Raw genomic sequence first — 18,333 nt, 5'->3', positions numbered from 1 at the left:
TTGCAGACAATAAAAAAAGAGCCACTCACGGCTCTCTTGTCTTAAACAGCCTGTTCGCTGCTTTCTTCCACTTCGCGTCGCCATTTTCTCAGCGCACGCCGTTGTCTTGAGTCCCGGCTTGTGTAGTCTTTGGCACGGCCAAGCAATTGGATGCGCTCTGCTTCATGTGCGGAATCGATTTGCCCGAGATGGATCGCCAGAAAGAATTCCAAAAAGCGGATCGCTTCGATTTGTTCTCCGGTTGAAGTTGGATTTAACCTGTCCAGGTTCAATTTCATTCGCTGCAAATCCCTTGTCCCCGGTTCATGGACCTTGGAAAAGCGTTTATAAAAAGCCATCATGTCCGAATATAAACTGCTGGTTTCTTTGCGAAGCTTGCTTCTGGTAATTGGCGTCGTCACGGGAAATCCCTCCTTATTTTCATTTCGTCCGCATGCGCATATATGCTTGGGGCAGTTAATGATTTCTACCCCGTTTCGCATTTTGTTACACCTGTTCCGAAATAAAAATTGTGCGGATGCTTAATCGGATTGTGGATGATTGTCCAAATAAGCGTTGAGAATTTCCGATGCCCGTTTGCGCACATGCACAGAGGCGTTGTCCATCGATTGTTTTTCGGTCACAGCCCCACCTGATACTGAATGCACTTCTTCGAAAAAGCGCATCAAGTCCTTGCGGCTCTCGGGATCGATCGCACCTGACAATAAGATGACCGGCTTGCCGTGGACAGCTGCCATTTGGGCAATTCCAAAAGCTGTTTTTCCGGATAAGGTTTGGCGGTCCGATTTTCCTTCACCCGTGAAAATCAAATCACTCGACGCCACGCTTTCTGAAAATCCAGAAGCTTCAAGAACGACATCGATGCCGCGCCGCATGACTGCTGGAAAGAATGCCAAAAACGCGCCGCCTGCACCGCCCGCAGCCCCTGCCCCCGCATAGTCATGCAAAGACACTCCAGTCTGTTTCTCCACGATATCGGCGTAATGCCTTAACTTCCGGTCCAGCGCTTCCGCCATTTTATCGGTCGCGCCTTTTTGCGGGCCGAATATATGCGAAGCGCCGTTCGGGCCGACCAGTGGATTGTCGACATCACTCGCGATGACAAAGCGGCAATCCTGGATGCGCGGGTCAAAAGAGTGTGCATCTATCGCATACAGTTTATCCAGCGCCCCAGCTCCTGGCAGCAGCGCCTCACCTGCAGCATCGAGAAAACGCATGCCGAGCGCGCGCAGTAATCCTGTGCCTCCGTCATTCGTCGCGCTCCCTCCAAGCCCGATGATAAAATCCCGAAACCCGGCGTCGAGGGCATGGCGGATCAATTCGCCGGTGCCTTCCGTCGATGCGCGTTCCGGGTTGCGCTCTGTTTGTGAAAGCAAAGTTAATCCGGATGCCTCAGCAATTTCAATGACGCAAGTCTCGGCGTTTCCGAGCACTCCATAACTGGCAGCAACCGGCTTTCCGAGAGGCCCTGATACTTGGTTTGTGACCATGCGGCCATTTGTCGTTGCGACCAGATTCACCATGGTCCCTTCACCGCCATCCGCGGACGGCAATTCGATGACCTCGCTATCTGGAGCTGCCTCTATTATCCCTTGTGCCATTGCACGGGCAGCTTGCTCAGCTGAAATGCTGCCTTTAAAAGAATCCGGCGCCACAATAATTTTCATCAAACTCCCCCTAACTATGAATGCGATCGATCTAAAAATCTATCTATATAGAATGTACAAGTTTCAAAAGTTGCGGCAAGATGTTTGAGCACCATCGGCATGTGGTAACTAGTAAACAGAAGCGTTTAGTGAGCTTCCCTTCACCCCAAATTTTTGAAGGCCCGCTGCAGGCGACTGCAGCGGGCCATTTCTTTTGCGCTCAATCAAAGAAATCCCGCAGCAAATATCGCTGCGGGGATTTTTCTTTAGATAATACCTTGCCAGCGCAAAATCACTTCAGCGATAAGGGCTGAGCCGATGAAGGTCCCGAGAAAGACCGCGATGGCGACCAAAAGCTCCGGAATCCCAGCTTGCGGAAATCCGCCCAGTTCGATCCGACCGAGATGCCGGCGTAGGCAAGGATCGGCGTGGCAAGGGCCAAAATGCCGATCTGGCTTGTCCAGGCAACGACATAATCCGAACCTGGAAACCATGGCAAGGAAATGATGATGGCGAGTATGCCGATATAGCCGACGGCCGGCATGCTGAAGGGCAATGCCTTCTCCAGCATCAAACCAACAAGGCTCACGGCGATCAAGACAAGCATTCCCGGAATCGCTTCCCATGGCAAGACATCCATGCCGAACCAGTTGCCGATCAAGGCGGCGACGCCGAAAATGGCCAATACCCACGTCCATTCGATTACGCTTTTAAGCATTCGGTCCACCTCCTTTCGCAGCTTTGCGTTCCGCTTTTCTCATCATGATGCTGTACAATTTCTCCGTCAGCGGCAAACCGATGAAGATACTGAAATACAAGCCGGTGGATAGCGACAGCAAATTGCTTGCTCCCGCAAAGGCAACGATTTGTTCTTCCAATTCGGGATATGCCCCGATCAGCGAACCACTCGCCGCAGCCATCATCGATCCGCTACCGACGCCGGATGCCATGGCGAACGACAGAGGATGAAGCGGCGTCGCAGTCGCTAGCAATCCGGATATCAAGCCAAGAAAACGGCTCCGAACACCGTTCCGAAAATATAGACCGCCATGACGCCGCGGCCTTCTGGTGAAGAAAACCGAATTTATTGACGATCAGCCCGACATTCGGCTCACGCGCAATCGAGTGGGTCATGCCGATGCTTTCACGACGGAATCGAGCAGCACCGCAAGCGGCAGCGCCAGGAAAATCGTCCCCAAATTGCCGAGTTCCTGCAACAACAGTGCCGGTCCCGCTGCGATAATCGCTTCAATCTGCGGCCCGATCGTGACGCCGATTTTGGCAATGAGCAAAGTCACCCCTAAAATAATGAGCGGTTCTGCATTTTAGCGTTTTCTCGAAATGAGCGGCGTGAAATACAAGCCAAGCCCCAGAAAGAATGCATATAGCATCGGTAATAATAGAATAACTCCTGGCCCTACAGCAATGCTGAACTGGCCGATCGCTTCGGTAATGGCTACCAAAATGAATGCAATGGCATGCAAACGCCAATCCTTGATGACAGTTTTCAATTCTACTTTCTCCATCTCTTCTCCTCGCTTTCTTCGGAACTGACAGCGATTTTCAATTAAACCGCAATCCATAAACCTAGTTACGCTATATAACGGACGTTTCAATAGATTTCTGAAATTTTGTTCGCTTTTATTCTGAAGAAAGCATGTCATTTACAGAAGTGACAGATTTTCAATCTAAATGAAAAGCAGAAGCCTAAGCTTCTGCTTTCCAGAGTGTTGAAGAAGTCTATAATCCGCTATGAATGAAAAAGGGAATCATCATTTCTACATTCAAAATCAATGTTCTATCTGAGTATTTGGAGAAGCATTCGCTCGACTCCTGTGGGACTAGCGGGTTTGAGAGACCCCGCAGGAACGCAGTGACGAGGAGGGCTCGATTCCCGCCCCACGGAAAGCGAGCGATAAGCTTCGGAAAATACGGTTTCTTAGTTTCTCGACAGCCTGAAAAGCAGAAGCCTAAGCTTCTGCTTTCATTCCGTCGGATCGTACAAAGTGACGCTTTCGATGTAATTGATGTATTTCCTTAGTTCTTTCGCTTGCTGCCGTGTGATTTCCGCGGCATCGTACATGTCGTAGATTTTGGCGCGTCCCATGTCCATGACGTTGATGCGCAATTCTTCTTTTTGCATCTCATAGCGCTCATCATACAAGGTTTCGGGCTTTCTCAAACGGCTGATCATTTTCCGGTACTCGGTCAAAACCGCTTCGACGATATCTTTGCGGGACGCTTTTTGATGGTAGGCTTCCAAATTCTCCAGGGCGGCTTCAAGTGCCTTCAATTGCACTTCGCGGCCGACCTGGTATTCAACCAGCCGGATTTCCTCGTCCTGCCAGTTTTCCCCACGGAACCTGCGCCAAGCACGAATCAGCTTGCCTTGCAAATACAATAAAGTCGAACGGGCGTTATGGGCAATCGCTTCCTCGCGGCGGTTCAGTGAATGCTCGAATGCCTCATAGACCTCGCGTTCCATCCCTTCTGTCTTCTTCAGCCTTTCGATAAAGCGGCGCTCGGATTTCAAAGCCCGCAGCCGCACTTCCTTCATGCGGCGCTGGTATTTCTTGTTCGCTTCTTTTGCTTCCTCGCCTTCAGGCTGGACTTGCTGGAAACGCAAACGGTATTCATCCATTAACTCATAAGCTGCCGTTTCATTCGCTTCGGTCATTTCTGATTTGATGCGGGCGATCGATGCCAGCAAAATACGCCGTCTTGCTTCTTCCAAATCGATCGTATCACCGTCATCGCTTCCCGCCAATTTGCCTTTGCTGAGTAGCGGCAAGCAAGCGGTCGCAAGCAGCAGCGTCAAGAGGATTGTCCCGACTGCCAGGAACAGCAGCATGGAACGCTGCGGGAAAATATAGCCGCCTTCAATGATCACCGGCAAGGACAAGATCCCGACCATCGTCACCGTTCCGCGTACGCCTGTCAGGCTGACGAATAAAGTCAGCTTGAGGCTCGGCTTTGCGGCGTCTTCCATTTTTCCGAAGCGATATTCGTATTGGGAGAATAAATAAGCCCAAATAAAGCGGATCCCCAGCAGCATGGCAGTAATCGCCAAGACATACGACAGCAGGACGCTTTCATCCATATTCGGGTTTTCCAGCGCGCCGCTCATCGCCCCCGGGATATTGAGCCCGAGCAACAGGAAGATGATGCCGTTCAGCACGAAGGTGATGATCGTCCAGATGTTTTCCGTCAGCATCTGCTCTTCTGCGACCAGCGCTTCGGTGTCTTCCTGCACAAGTGAATGGACAATCCCGCCGACGACGACGGCGATAACACCGGATGCCCCTAATAATTCCTCCGCCACAACAAAGATAATGAAAGGCGTCATGATTTGCAATAGCGAATGGAACGTGATGTCATTGATCCCTTGTTTGCGGAACAATAAGCGGATGCCAACAAACAGCAAAGCGATCACGGCTCCAAGAAGTGCACCCGCCAAAAATTTATAGGAAAAATTAAAAATAGCGGAATATAACGAGAAGGTTCCGGTGACGACTGCAGCGACCGCATAATTAAATGCGACGAGCCCTGAGGCGTCATTGATCAGCGATTCTCCGCGCACCAAGCTTAGGACATTGCTTGGGATGCGGACGCGCTGTGATATGCCGTTCACGGCGACAGGATCCGTCGGCGACAGGATGGCAGCAAGTGCGAACGCAGCGGCAAGCGGGATATCTCCAATGAGCCAGTGGATAAAGTAACCGCCGATCAAGGTCGTCAGCAGTACGAGAATGACTGCATTCCCGAAGATTGGCCCGCGCATGCGCCATAATTCCTCACGCGGAAAATGCCGCCCATCGTTGAACAGGAGCGGTGCAATGAACAACAGCAGAAACCATTCGGCTTCCAATTCAAATGTAAAATCCTCGAAGACCAGCACGATGATCGTCCCGAGCGCCACTTGGATAAGCGCTGCCGGCACTTGCGGCACATAGTGGCTCACTACATTGGAGACGAGTAGCGCGATCAGCAGGACCATTATAGTCAGCAATAATTCCATCGATATTCCCCATTTACTTGTGATGATATATGTATACCCCGATTATGTTTTCGGTTATCCATTTCTTGCTTAGTTTCTAATTAGAACACATACGTTTCGGGTAAACTATAAGAAAGCACCGGCCGCATGGTCGAAGGGGGTCCAAAACTTGTCACGGCAATCATACCGGAAAGAAAAAAACCAACTGACTTATACCCAGCAACATCTGGCGAACGAGCGCACCTACCTCGCCTGGATTCGCACGGCGATCTCCATCGTCGGTGTCGGCTTCCTTGCGACGAGCCTGCATTTCACAATGGGCGTCGTGCGCAATCCCTTTGTCGATTTGTTTACGATCATCCTCGGCATTTTTGCCTGTGTTTTCGGCCTGGTCATCATTTTCACGGCTACACGCACCTACCGGGAAAAACGCCAGCAAATCATCCAGGAAACCTTCTATTCATCGAATTTGCGCATCAGCATGATTTCCACGATGCTGTCAATCATGATCATCATGGTCATCATCTATTTCTTTATCATTATGTGAATCATTTGCGCCTATAGCTCGGTTTGTTCTCGCGCTCTCCGCAAAAGCAGGCTATTTATCACAGCGAAACCAGAAAAACCTAGTGATTTCCTCACGGTTATAGTATTCTGAAGTCAATCAATTTAACGAATACAAGCTGTTCCCGCCCCGTGATTTGAGGCAGGACACCCGAAAGGAATTGACTCATGGCGACTTTCCCAAAATGGTTTATCGTATGCCTGGCTGCTCTCGGAACTTTGGCTATCAGCGGTGAACAGCCCTCTGCGGCTGAATCTGCCCCGTATGAATTTACAGTGCACACTGTTCCGCTTGCGGTGATGCCGGAGCGTTTGGCGAGAAACCACCGCGTGAGCTTATCGGCAATTGGCGATGTGCTCATCCACGAGCCTCTTTACGAAGATGCCAGAACAGGTAGCGCATATGACTTTGATTCCATGTTCGCGCCAATCCAGCCCTTCCTTGAATCTTCCGATATCACCGTCGCCAATTCCGAAAGCATTATTGGCGGCAGCGAAATCGGCGTGTCCACCTATCCATCGTTCAATAGCCCATTCGAGCTCGGCGATGCCATGAAAAATGCCGGAATCGATGTTGTCTCCATGGCAAACAATCATACCTTGGACCGTGGCGTACAGGCAATTGAGAACGCCATCTCCCATTGGCGGGATATTGGCATGGTGTCAACCGGTTCTCATCTGTCCGCACAACAGCGCGCCGACATCCCGGTGATCGAGCGCAACGGCATCACTTTATCATTTTTATCCTATACATATGGCACCAATGGCGTCCCGACACCCGCCGGCCGGCCGTATTTAGTCAATCGCATTGACCGCGAGTTGATCCAACAGGATTTGGCGTATGCACGCAAGATATCCGATGTGACAGTGCTGAGCCTCCATTTCGGCAATGAATACGAACCGATGCCAACACAAGAACAAGCGGAACTCGCCCGTTTCGCCGCTGAAAACCGTGCAGACATCATCCTCGGCCATCATCCTCACGTCTTGCAGCCGCCGGACTGGATTGACACTGCAGATGGCCGCCGCAGTTTCGTCTTCTACTCGCTCGGCAATTTCCTGTCTGGGCAAAAAGGCGTCGAGCGACGGATCGGCGGCATCGCCCATTTGGATATCGAGAAACTGGAAACTGCAGAAGGCTCAAGCATTGCCATCACGAATCCAGCCTTCACCCCGACCTTCGTCCAGCACGATGGATTTACGGATTTTGAAGTTTTATTGTTGAAAGACATCAACGACGAATGGAACGCCAATACGAAAGCCCATCTTGCTACTTGGATGACAGAACTGGAATTCCGTGAATAGAGGAGTGAATTGATGATGCAGGACTGGAAAACGGAGGAACGTAAATTATACACCCCTGCCACCGAGGCGCACGCCGTACACATCCCGAAGCAATTCTATTTTGTCATCGACGGCCGTGGAAGCGTCGGGTCTGAGGATTTCCATGAACGCCTTCGTGTATTGACTGCCCTATCGGAAGCGGTTCGGACCATTCCAGGGCACGGCTATTGTCCGCCAGGGTTTGCGGATTACTCGATTTATCCGCCGGAAACCCTTCATCACGCAGAAAACCAGGACGGGCTGCCGGCGACTTTCTCGCTGATGATCCGCCAGCCGGATTTCATCGATAACGAAACGATCGACCGCGCGTTCAACTTGATCCACAAAGAGCGCAAGTTCCCGCTGCTTCCGGAAGTCGCATTCGAAGAGTTCGAAGATGGCCCATCGGTTCAATTGCGCAGTTCCAAAAAGCTCGAACCGGCCGTAGAAGCATTCAGGAAAATCGATCATTTCCTGCTGGCCAATTCTCTAAAGCGCCGCAACTCCCAGCACCGCGAGATTTATCCGGGACATGATATGGCATTGTTCGATGAAGTGTTGTACCGCGTTTTTGTTGAGGAAGCACAGTAGCTTTCTTGCGTGCATGGGATTCAGCAAACACTGGAAAAGCCGCCCCAAAAAGTGTCTTCGCACTTTTTCCGGACGGCTTTTTCCCATTACATCGGATTTTTCTTATAGTTTTCGTCTCGCCGGAAGTTCCCGACCACTTCCATCGTCTCGGTGATGCTGACGAAGGCATTCGGATCGATTTCCCGGATCAAGGGGCGGACAAATGCCAGTTCGTAACGGGTGATGACGCTATGCAGCACCTTCACCTTGGCGCCGGTATAAGCGCCTTCCCCGTCCGTTACCGTGATGCCGCGGTAGAGGTTCGTCAATAGCTTCTTCTTCACTTCGTCGCCTTTTGCCGTCACCACCATCAAGCTGAGCTTGATATGGCGCGTGTGGATGCGGTCAACGACGATGCCAGTGATATAGATCGATGCCATCGTATACATCGCGAGCTCCCAGTTGAAGATAAAGCCCGAGATGAAAACGACGCCGCTGTTCAACGTGAAAACCATGAAGCCAAGCGGGATGTCGCGCTTCATTGTCAGCAACAGGCCGATGACATCAAAGCCGCCGGTCGATCCGTAAAAGCGGATGATGATCCCGACTGCAGCGCCTGAAATGACGCCACCGAAGACCGATGACAATAGTGCATCTTGTGTCACTTGGACAATCGGGATATAAAGCATGGCAATTGACGTGACAGCTACTGAAAAAATGCTGTTGCCGATAAAGGTCTTGCCGAGCTTCATCCAACCGATGACCAAAATCGGCAAGTTCAGCAAGATCAGCCAGATCCCTGAGTTGATCGGCGTCATCAAACCGAAGATCATGGCGATGCCGGTGACGCCCCCTGATAGAATTTCATGTGGCAGTAAAAACATATTAAAAGCGATCGCCATAACAATGGAAGCAATGAAAATTGCCCCGAGGCGGTAAAATTTGTCCATTTCATATTCTCCGTTCATCTAATGGTAATGAGCGATGCCTGCATTCCGTTGAAGGCGATGAGGCAAGGCAGCGACTCACATTATAGGGGGTGCCATCATAGAAAAGCAAGCACTTCTGGCTGGATTTACAGTATCTTTTCATTCACGGAATATTCGTCATTTGAACGGTGTTTCAAAAGCTTCAATTGAATGCTGGAAAAATTAAGATTAAAATAGAAGAAGACAGTGCACGGCAAGGAGAGATATTATGGATCCGTTAGACATCATCGACAATATGGACAAAATCATGCCGGTGTTCCAGCCGATCGTCAGTGCCGTTAAACACGACGTCATCGGTTACGAACTGCTCGGCCGCTACATAGAACCGGACGGAACCAAATCACTCGGCGATTTCTTCAACGACCCGGAAGTTCCGGACGAGTTCAAAACAGAAGTGGACCAAAGGCTGCTCGAAATGGCACTCGATCAATTGCTGCTGCAAAACAACGGCTGCCTGTTGTTCATCAATCGCAACGCCCGCCAACTGATGGCAGGAGACGGCGAAGATTTCCTGAAAACCTTGCTCGAATACCGCAAACGCGGATTCCCGCTCGAACGCATCGTCCTTGAAATTACCGAGCACGATTTCAATGACGATTTCGATACACTCAACCACTTGCTCTTGTATTTCAAAACATACGGCATCCAGATCGCTGTCGATCATGTCGGTGCGAAAAGTTCGAACATCGACCGCATCCGCCAATTGCGGCCACATATCCTGAAAATCGATATGAGCATCAGCCGGCACCACCAGCCCGATGCATTCCAGGACATCATCCATTCCTTATCGATGCTTGCCCATCGCATCGGCGCACGCTTGTTATACGAATATATAGAAGACAACCATCAATTGTATTTCGCCTGGAAACACGGCGGCCATTATTATCAAGGCTATTATCTGGCCCATCCGGACCCGGAGCTGCTGACGACAGATTCCTTGTCCATTCACGTGGGCGATCAAGTAAAGGAGTTTGTCCACCGCGAAAAAGCGATGGTCAGCGAACGCTTGGCCTATACCGCCCGTTCCGAAGAAAAACTCAAACGCTTGATGGGCAAATGGCAAAGCCCAGACTACGCCGACCTGTTTATCCAGGAAGTGCTGCCGCTTTTCGAAGCGGAAAGTTTCCGCATCTATATTTGCAACAGCGACGGAGAACAAGTCTCCTCCAACTTCCGGAAAACAGCCGGAAGCTGGCATGGCGAAGCACAGCAAATCGGTTCCCATTGGGCTTTCCGTCCGTATTTCCTGGAGAATATGATGCTCATGAAAGCAAGCCATAAAGGCCGTCTGTCGGACATCTATGCCGATATCGAAACAGGGGAAATGATCCGCACATTCAGCTACCCGCTATCGGACGAATGCTTCCTGTTCATCGATTTAAGCTACGAATTCATTTCCGAAAATGATTATCTATTATTTCAATAAATCACAGTCAAAAAACCCGAAGCAGCATTTGCCGCTTCGGGTTTTATCATTCCGCTTCCTTTTCGAGCTTGTCGATATAATGCTTGAGCTTGTCTTGTTGCTCACCGCTGATCTCAGGCAATTCCGGGTTGATTTCCTCCAGCATTTCCACCATCACCCGGGCGATGATCAAACGGGAATACATTTCATCATCTGCCGGCAATATGTACCACGGGGCATGATCTGTAGAGGTGTGTGTCAGCATATCCCCGAAGATGTCCTGGTAATCCTCCCAATGCTCGCGTTCTTCGACATCGCTGAAGGAAAACTCCCAATTCTTCTCCGGGTTTTTCATCCGCTCGAGGAGGCGCGTGGTTTGTTCTTCTTTGGAAATGTTAAAGAAAAATTTCACGAACGGAAAACCGTTTTCGAACATATACCGCTCAAATTCGTTAATCTGGCGGTAGCGACGGTTCCAGACTTCATCGTCGATCAATTGATTCGGCAAGGGCTCTTCTTCGAGCAGATTATGGACACGCGTCGCAATGACTTCTTCGTAATGGGAGCGGTTTAAAATGCCGATTTGCCCGCGCTCCGGCAAAGCCTTGTGCAAGCGCCATAAATAATCATGCTTCAATTCCTCTTCGGTCGGTTTTCCGAGCGTCGTCACTTTCAGCCCTTGGGCGGTCAAGTTCGAGAACAGGTAAGTGATGGCTTCATCTTTTCCAGCCGCGTCCATTGCCTGGAGGGCCACCACAATGCCCTTTTCTTCTTCTGCATGAAGCCGTACATGCCATTTTTTCAGTTCTTCAATCGTTTCCTTCAATTGCTGTTCGATGTGTCCGGATTCGCTTCCTTTATCTTCATGTGTCGGCCAGTCTGCCAAATCCACTTTGCGTCCAGCCTTCACTTTATATTGTTGGGTATCCATGAAATGCCTCCTTGAGAAATAGGTGTTCCCTCCCTATACCCGTTTTCAGCATTTGGAATTACAGGACTTTTTTCTCAATCTAACTTTTACAGGTTTTCCGCATCGAAACGTGAGACGGGACATATGCGTATCGCACAAAAAAGCCCCTTCGAGATCCGCTGGGGATTTCGAAGAGGCTTATTCGCTTGTAGATTATTCGTAGGCGATCGAACCGTCTGCCTTTTGTTCGTACCTAATGTCTTCTTGTTCCATGAGGGAAATCAAGATTTCGGCTTTGTCGTCCGCCTTCTCTTTTTGGCGGTCCAAAATCTCATCGAGTCTCTCATGTACTTCTTCGACATGGTTTTTCTGCAAAGTCTTGGTCATTTCACGCGTCAACTCGATTTGGGCAAAATGATAGGATTCCAATTGCGCGAGACGCGGGTCGTCCGTGTCGAGTTCTTTGGACAATTGCTCTAACTTTTCTTCCATCTCATTGATATGGAGTTCAGTGAGCGAGTTGTGGTCATACAAGCGGATGAGTGAATTGCTCACTTCTTTGAGCACTTCCTCGCTCTTCTCGCTTTGGAAAATGTATTGCTGGATTTCATCCTGTTCGGCATCCGCCATCGAGCGTTCATTACTCCACGGAGCGACATAACTCGCGAAGGAATACACATTCCAAAGAATGACCAACAGTAAAATACCGCCACCGGCCTTCAGCCAAAGTTTGCGGCGCTGCGGATCTTTTTTATTAGGTCGAAAATTTGGCGGTTCAGCACCGGTTTCGGCGCTTTTTTCCGCTTCGATTCGATTGGATTCATTATGCGGATTACTGTCTGAAAACTGATTGTAATTAGCCATGTTACCCTCCGGACATCTATTCGTAACACGATTGTAACAAAAAACATTAAAAATAGCATCCGTTTTTTTAAGAAATACAGAAATTATGACAAAATTCGACAAAGTCATGGCATTTTTCGTGTCTGTCGGGGCACATCAAACATCTTCCACATACCCAGTTTCAAAGGTTAGCCTTCCGCTTTTTTCGGGTAAACTACTTGCAAACATCACTAGCGGATCGAATTACTTTTTCATTTATCAGCCATCCTCTTAGCGATTAGAAAGAAAGGCGGTCTTTTTATGCGCATTTCCTGTATGGGGAGTTTACTGATTTCCATTATCCTATCGATTGTATTGACCATTTTGCTGAATATACTATTTTTCTAGCTGCCGCTATGCTTGTGCGAAAGCTTTGCATGATTAGAAATGGAGGAACTCCAGATGACAAGAACATTTGTGATTCTATTGATCGTGTCGGCGCTGTTGTTCATCGGATTCTATTTTGCCATTACGCTCTATAACCGTTTTGTCGGAGGGTTTGTTTCAGCGGGGCTGGAGTTCCAAACAGCAGCCACCCTATACGAAATGCTGTCATCCCCATTCCAGTCGTAAACTTCTTCAGCTAAAGAACCCCATCGCTTGAGCGATGGGGTTTCTTTTATTCACCGGAATTTTGTTCTGTGTTTCCGGCTTCAGATTTACGATAATCGAATTGCCATTGCACGCCGAATTTATCCTGCACGACGCCATATGCTTCGCTCCAATAGCTTTCTTCGAATTCAAAAATCACTTTGCCGCTTTCTGCCAGCTTCTTGAAATCGGCTTTCATTTCACCCAGCTCTTCTGAACGGATGGATACATGAAAATTACTGCCGAATGTGGCAGGCTTCCCAGGCATCGCGTCCGATAGCAATAAGTAATTGCCATAAAGCGGAATCGCCGCCTCTAAGATCAATTCCTTTAAATCCTCATCGAGTTTCGATCCCGGGTTGTCGCCATAATGGATGACGGAAACATCGGATACGCCAAAGACGCCTTCGTAATAAGACAGCACTTCTTTGCAGTTTCCGTTAAAAATGATTTGCGGATGGATCGCCACCTCTTCGCCCCCTCTTGAACTTTTCGTATCGTCCTCTTTTCCCTTCCATTTCCAGCACTAAACTCGCGCTTTTATTTCCAAGCGGGCAATTTTTTCAAAAACGAATAGACGATCGGCCCCAGGAAGACTGCCACCAAGAATAGATAAAACGATACCGAAGCGATCAGCACCGTGAAAATGCCGCTCCATAAAGCCGCCACCAAATACAAAAAGAGTAATAGCACTGCCCACACGATGCTTATGCGAAGTGCCGCGTTTTTCATCCGGATCCTTCTCAATGCCGACAATCCCAATGACAATAGAAAAGCGGGGACCACCATCCACAATAAGGTGCTTGTCGCCATGTCGCCTCTTACTTCATCGTTCAATAACAGCGTATCCGATCCGCGAGAAGTCGCCATCGTCACAAATAGACCGACGACAGTGATCAATGCATAAAGCCCCAAGCCGAACAACAGATCTTTGACCAGTTCCACCGCTTTCCAGTTTTCCAACGCCTTCCCTCCTTATCGTTCCCGGAACTTTCCAGCTATCCAGCCTACCGGGAAACTAATTGCTATTTCGATTAGTTCGCCGCCATCCCTTGTTTCCCCTGCCAGACTTTCAAATCACCACACGGGCTTTGCCGGTTCCGGTGAGCATGCCCTTTAAAATATTTTCAGTTTGATAACTGTTTCCGCTTTGTAGTCATGCGCGGAATACACTAAAATTATTATGCAACTATTGATGACTTAAGGAGTGACGATACATGAACGAAACGATCCGCCAGTTGACCGGTGATGATTTACAAGCTTTGCAGGACATGGATACCGGCATCGACGATGATTATGTCATCCGGGTATTCGACCGGATTTCCACAGGGCCTAACCGTTTGTTCGGTTTGTTCCATGACGGCCGCCTGGCGAGTATCGGCGGCTATACCATTTTCGCAGGCAGCTATGCCATGCTTGGGCGCATGCGGAGCGATGTGCGCTTCCGTGGCCAAAGCCTATCCTCCAAGCTGATGGCTCATGTCCGTGATGGGGCACTCGATCATCCGGGCATCCGTTTTGTCGGCGCCAATACACAAGAGTTTAATCTTCCGGCACAGCGTGTACTTGAAAAAATCGGGCTGTCCCGCCAAGCTGAATTATTTTCCGCCATCGCAATGAATGTGGAAACATTCGAAAGCGACGCAGCGCCTTGGCGCAAAATCGAGAGCGCCGATGAAAAAATGCGCTGGCTCGAGTCGGTCTACATCCGTTCAGGGCGGGTCTTTCCTTTCGAATGCTATTATCCGTTCCCGGCAAGCCCGGATCTGTTTTCCGGCCAAGCGCTTGAACAATGGGACTTCTATGAAAATCCGGACGGTGACCGGATCGTCATCACCAAGCACGATGTGAAAAAATACGATTACTTGCATACGCTTTACCCTTGGGAAGATTTATTCGAACAGCCGGGATTATGGGAAACTTTGCACGCACCACTCGAGAAGATCCGCCTTGATTCCGAGGAAGGCGCTTTTGTCTGGATGGATCTGACACGCAAGCAAGCAGGCAAACTGCCCGAAGGCCATCCGTTCGAGCTTCCATCGCCTTGGTTTTTATACGGTACGGATATCCATTAAGTTGTTCTCCTCCCCTTCTAATGTTTAAGCGCCATTCTTAATAGGAAGACATAAAGTATAGAAGGAAATCAGCCAAGGAGGAGAATATCATGACACAACAGGAACATCGCCAAGAAGAAGTAGCAGAAGACTTGAAGCAGGAAATGCCTGCGAAAGAAGTGAGAAACGGCGTCGAGCTTTCGAACCCGCTCGAAATCGTCCAGCGCATGCTCGAAGTGGCGACGCAGGAACTCGACTTGCCACAAGGAGTGTACGAAATCCTCAAAAAGCCGAAGCGCATCTTGAAAGTGTCGATTCCGGTACGCATGGATGACGGGACGTATCGCGAATTTGAAGGCTATCGCTCCCAGCATTTGGACGTGCTCGGCCCGACAAAAGGCGGCGTCCGGTTCCACCCGGGCGTGACAGAAGACGAAGTCGCAGCCTTATCGATTTGGATGTCGATGAAAGCGGCCATTCTCGGAATCCCATACGGCGGCGGCAAAGGCGGAATCGTCGTCAATCCGAAAGAGCTGTCCGAACGGGAACTCGAGGAATTGTCCCGCGGCTTTATCCGCGAACTCGAACCGATCATGGGGCCTGAAAAAGATATTCCGGCCCCCGACGTCAACACGACGCCTCAGATCATGGGATGGATGATCGATGAATTTTCCCGCCTGAAAGGGAAAAATGTGCCCGGTACAATCACCGGCAAGCCTTTGATCCTCGGAGGATCGGAAGGCCGCGTCGAAGCGACCGGCCGCGGCGTCGTCTTCACCATCGAAGATGCCGCCAAGAAACTGGGGCTCGAACTCGAAGGCATGACCGCAGTCGTCCAAGGCTTCGGGAATGTCGGATCGATCACCGCCAAACTCTTGCATGAGCGCGGCGTGAAAGTGCTCGGTATCGTCGACGCTGGCGGCGGCCTCTACCATAAAGACGGGCTCCCGATCGAAGAGTTAATCGGCTACGCCCAGACGACCGGCACAGTAGCCGGATACAACGGCTACGAATCGCTCAGCAACGACGATTTATTCGCAGCCGATGTGGACATATTGGTGCCCGCAGCGCTTGAAAACCAGATCACTTCAGTCACCGGCCCGACCATTCGCGCGAAAATCGTGGCAGAAGCAGCGAATGGCCCAACGACACCGGACGGCAATGCCGCGATGGAAAAGAACGGCGTCACCGTCATTCCGGATATTCTTTGCAACGCTGGAGGCGTCACGGTTTCCTATTTCGAATGGGTGCAAAATACAACCCATCTGCGCTGGACCGAACAGGAAGTGAATGAACGGCTCCACACCGAAATGACTGAGGCTTTCGATGATGTCTACGAAATGAAAGAACAAAAAGGCTGCACGATGCGCGAAGCAGCGTATTTGGTCGCTGTTGAACGCATCGCACAAGCGATGGAAGCACGCGGCTGGATTTAAGAGAAGAGGCTGTTCCAAGAGCTCATGAAACAGGGCTCTTGGGGCAGCCTCTTTTGTCTTTTTTCCCGCCGATGTTTCCGAAGGGCTGTTTACAGGTAGTGAATAGGAAAGGTCCTCACCGCCAGAAAAGGAGAACGACCATGAAAACAATCGATTACTGGGTCTATTTGGCCTTTTCCGCATTTAAATTATTTCTCTTCAGCTTATACACCGATACCCCGTTCAGCTTCGGCTTTTTCCTGATCAGCTTCTCGAGCGCATTGATTCTTTCAAGCTGGACTTTGCTCATTGATGCCCGCAAGCGGCGCTGGATTTTACTGTCGCTTTTGGCGCTGCACAGCATCCTGCTGATTTCGGACGTCTGGTATTACCGCTATTTCGGGGATCTATTATCCGTTCAATTGATTCCCTCGATGACGCAAATGAATGACGTAGGCGGCGGTTTTTTGAGTTTGATCCGCTGGACGGACTTTTTCTTTTTTGCTGACTTCCTGCTGTTCCTCGCTTTCATTTTCGCCTTGAAAAAGCGCAGCATAGCACCAAGGCAGACCAAGAACGGCAAACTGGCAGCGGCGATCGCTGCAATCGGGCTGCTAATATTTGCCGCCCCGCTTCTCACGAGCATTGCAAAAGGCGAACGCTGGCTGACAGGAGATGCCACCAGCAATATGCGTGAATACTATGAGCTGGGATTTTGGGGCTACCATGGCTATGATTTCGGAAAAGGCGTCGTTTCCATTTTCCGTGAGCCCGAACCATCCGATCGGGACAAAGCCCTGCTCCAAGAAGCTGCCGCAGAAATCAACACTGAAAACAACGGCGAGCAGCCGAATATTATTCTCGTTCAGTTGGAATCCCTGCAGAGCTCTGTCATCGGCCAGGAGATCGGCGGCGAAGAAGTCACGCCTTATTTGAATGAACTTGAGGAAGAGATGCTGTACTTCCCTTCCTTCCATCACCAGACCCATGAAGGGCGCACATCGGACGCGGAATTCGTCATCAACACCTCGCTGCATCCATTGCGCACTGGTTCTGTCTATACGCGGTTCCCAGACAGCACATTCGCGCCGCTTCCGGAAGCTTTGCGGAAAAGCGGCTATGATACAGCTGCCATGCATGCCTATGAAGCGAGCTTCTGGAACCGCAATACTGTCTATGGGAATATCGGCTTTTCCCGCTTCTTCAGCGAAAAGGATTACCCCGATACGGAAAAGATCGGCATGGCGATCAATGATGAGGATTTCTTCCGGACATCGATCGAGCACATCCAAAAGCTGGAAGAACCGTATTATGCGTTCATGATTGCCTTGAGCAGCCATATCCCCTTTAAGATTCCAGAAGACAAAAAACAATTGGCCTTGCCGGGCTATGAAGACGAATTGGTCCGGAATTATTACCACACCATCCATTATGTCGATGGCGCAGTCGAGGTGCTCGTCGACGAATTGAAACAGCAGGGCATGTGGGACGATTCGCTCGTCATTTTCTATGGCGACCACGACAGCGGATTGACTGAAAAAGGCCGCGAGATGGCAAATAAGCTAGACGCCAACGGAGCGACGGAGCAGTTTGAATTGTTCCGGACTGTCCCGCTATGGATCAAGCCGCCAAACCTGCCGGAAGGCGAAACGGTCGAGACCGCCGGCGGACAAATCGATTTGGCGCCGACCATCCTGGAGCTTGCAGGCATCGACCAAGGTTTCATGCTCGGCAATTCCTTGCTGTCGGGCACCGAAAAGCCCGTCGTTTTCCGCGACGGCTCGTTCCGGAAAGGCGATGTGTACTTCAAGCCGGACCTGACCTCGCCCCCCGGTTCTGGTGAATGCTATTCGATCGAAAGCGGTGAAAAAATCGATAGCGCGGATTGTGAGCCTTATATCGGCGATGCGCTCGATCAATTGCGTATTTCGGATACCGTGATCGAAGACAATGCCCTGGACTATATCGAACAATGAAAAAGCTGGGC

At 50.1% G+C, this 18,333-nt stretch carries 17 protein-coding genes and 1 pseudogene; 8 read left to right on the top strand and 10 right to left on the bottom strand.

Translation table 11 applies throughout. From position 1 onward, the window contains the following. Positions 1–41: 41 nt before the first annotated feature. The 5 genes and pseudogenes from CW734_RS05740 to CW734_RS05720 form a co-directional block, all read right to left on the bottom strand. Positions 42–401: a hypothetical protein gene (locus CW734_RS05740; protein WP_101189813.1), complete on the bottom strand. Its 360-nt coding sequence runs from the start codon at positions 399–401 to the stop codon at positions 42–44. A 120-nt stretch (positions 402–521) separates the two neighbouring features. Further along, complete coding sequence (locus tag CW734_RS05735; protein ID WP_101189812.1) at positions 522–1,667, bottom strand: glycerate kinase; 1,146 nt, start codon at positions 1,665–1,667, stop codon at positions 522–524. A 271-nt stretch (positions 1,668–1,938) separates the two neighbouring features. Continuing rightward, the gene (locus CW734_RS05730; RefSeq protein ID WP_332871017.1) at positions 1,939–2,364 is read right to left on the bottom strand and encodes a hypothetical protein; all 426 of its coding nucleotides are present in this window, start codon (positions 2,362–2,364) and stop codon (positions 1,939–1,941) included. Further along, a pseudogene (locus CW734_RS05725) lies at positions 2,357–3,172 on the bottom strand (DUF3100 domain-containing protein). The gene CW734_RS05730 and the pseudogene CW734_RS05725 overlap by 8 nt, the downstream one beginning before the upstream one ends. A 458-nt stretch (positions 3,173–3,630) precedes the next feature. After that, entirely contained in the window at positions 3,631–5,664 is a 2,034-nt protein-coding gene (locus CW734_RS05720) for a Na+/H+ antiporter (protein WP_101189811.1), read from the bottom strand. A 148-nt stretch (positions 5,665–5,812) separates the two neighbouring features. Between CW734_RS05720 and CW734_RS05715 the strand changes: the two genes are divergently transcribed. The 3 genes from CW734_RS05715 (at position 5,813) to CW734_RS05705 (ending at position 8,121) form a co-directional block, all read left to right on the top strand. After that, the gene (locus tag CW734_RS05715) at positions 5,813–6,190 is read left to right on the top strand and encodes a YidH family protein (RefSeq protein ID WP_068488018.1); all 378 of its coding nucleotides are present in this window, start codon (positions 5,813–5,815) and stop codon (positions 6,188–6,190) included. Positions 6,191–6,375: 185 nt separating this feature from the next. Next, on the top strand, positions 6,376–7,512 hold the full coding sequence (locus CW734_RS05710) for a CapA family protein (RefSeq protein WP_101189810.1): 1,137 nt from the start codon (positions 6,376–6,378) through the stop codon (positions 7,510–7,512). Positions 7,513–7,524: 12 nt separating this feature from the next. Beyond that, entirely contained in the window at positions 7,525–8,121 is a 597-nt protein-coding gene (locus CW734_RS05705; RefSeq protein ID WP_101189809.1) for a hypothetical protein, read from the top strand. Between the two features lie 86 nt (positions 8,122–8,207). Here the strand turns inward: CW734_RS05705 and CW734_RS05700 are convergent, their stop codons facing one another. Beyond that, positions 8,208–9,050, bottom strand: coding sequence for a YitT family protein (locus tag CW734_RS05700; protein ID WP_101189808.1), 843 nt, complete (start codon positions 9,048–9,050; stop codon positions 8,208–8,210). A 247-nt stretch (positions 9,051–9,297) separates the two neighbouring features. On the opposite strand from CW734_RS05700, the gene CW734_RS05695 reads away from it, so the two are divergent. Beyond that, positions 9,298–10,515: an EAL domain-containing protein gene (locus tag CW734_RS05695; RefSeq protein WP_101189807.1), complete on the top strand. Its 1,218-nt coding sequence runs from the start codon at positions 9,298–9,300 to the stop codon at positions 10,513–10,515. 46 nt (positions 10,516–10,561) lie between these two features. On the opposite strand, the gene CW734_RS05690 is transcribed toward CW734_RS05695, so the two are convergent. After that, positions 10,562–11,425: a PPK2 family polyphosphate kinase gene (locus tag CW734_RS05690; protein WP_101189806.1), complete on the bottom strand. Its 864-nt coding sequence runs from the start codon at positions 11,423–11,425 to the stop codon at positions 10,562–10,564. Between the two features lie 192 nt (positions 11,426–11,617). Then, positions 11,618–12,268, bottom strand: a complete 651-nt coding sequence (locus tag CW734_RS05685; protein WP_101189805.1) for a hypothetical protein — start codon at positions 12,266–12,268, stop codon at positions 11,618–11,620. A 420-nt stretch (positions 12,269–12,688) separates the two neighbouring features. Here CW734_RS05685 and CW734_RS18240 point away from each other — a divergent pair, with 420 nt between their 5' ends. Next, complete coding sequence (locus tag CW734_RS18240; protein ID WP_157824132.1) at positions 12,689–12,859, top strand: hypothetical protein; 171 nt, start codon at positions 12,689–12,691, stop codon at positions 12,857–12,859. Positions 12,860–12,905: 46 nt separating this feature from the next. Here CW734_RS18240 and CW734_RS05680 read toward each other — a convergent pair whose 3' ends face one another. Further along, a complete protein-coding gene (locus CW734_RS05680) occupies positions 12,906–13,346 on the bottom strand; it encodes a VOC family protein (RefSeq protein ID WP_101189804.1) in 441 nt (146 codons plus the stop codon). A 71-nt stretch (positions 13,347–13,417) separates the two neighbouring features. Then, positions 13,418–13,840 (bottom strand): hypothetical protein, encoded by a 423-nt coding sequence (locus CW734_RS05675; protein ID WP_101189803.1) that lies wholly within the window; start codon positions 13,838–13,840, stop codon positions 13,418–13,420. A 254-nt stretch (positions 13,841–14,094) separates the two neighbouring features. On the opposite strand from CW734_RS05675, the gene CW734_RS05670 reads away from it, so the two are divergent. The 3 genes from CW734_RS05670 to CW734_RS05660 all read left to right on the top strand — a co-directional run bounded on the left by CW734_RS05670 (position 14,095) and on the right by CW734_RS05660 (position 18,322). Beyond that, positions 14,095–14,952 (top strand): GNAT family N-acetyltransferase, encoded by an 858-nt coding sequence (locus CW734_RS05670; protein WP_101189802.1) that lies wholly within the window; start codon positions 14,095–14,097, stop codon positions 14,950–14,952. Positions 14,953–15,041: 89 nt separating this feature from the next. Continuing rightward, positions 15,042–16,367, top strand: coding sequence for a Glu/Leu/Phe/Val family dehydrogenase (locus CW734_RS05665; protein WP_308302136.1), 1,326 nt, complete (start codon positions 15,042–15,044; stop codon positions 16,365–16,367). 140 nt (positions 16,368–16,507) lie between these two features. After that, positions 16,508–18,322 (top strand): LTA synthase family protein, encoded by a 1,815-nt coding sequence (locus tag CW734_RS05660; RefSeq protein WP_101189801.1) that lies wholly within the window; start codon positions 16,508–16,510, stop codon positions 18,320–18,322. Positions 18,323–18,333: the final 11 nt, after the last annotated feature.

The organism is Planococcus sp. MB-3u-03, from assembly GCF_002833405.1.
Classification (GTDB): domain Bacteria; phylum Bacillota; class Bacilli; order Bacillales_A; family Planococcaceae; genus Planococcus.
Note: the sequence above shows the minus strand (reverse complement) of the source record. Positions and strands in the feature narration are given on the sequence as shown.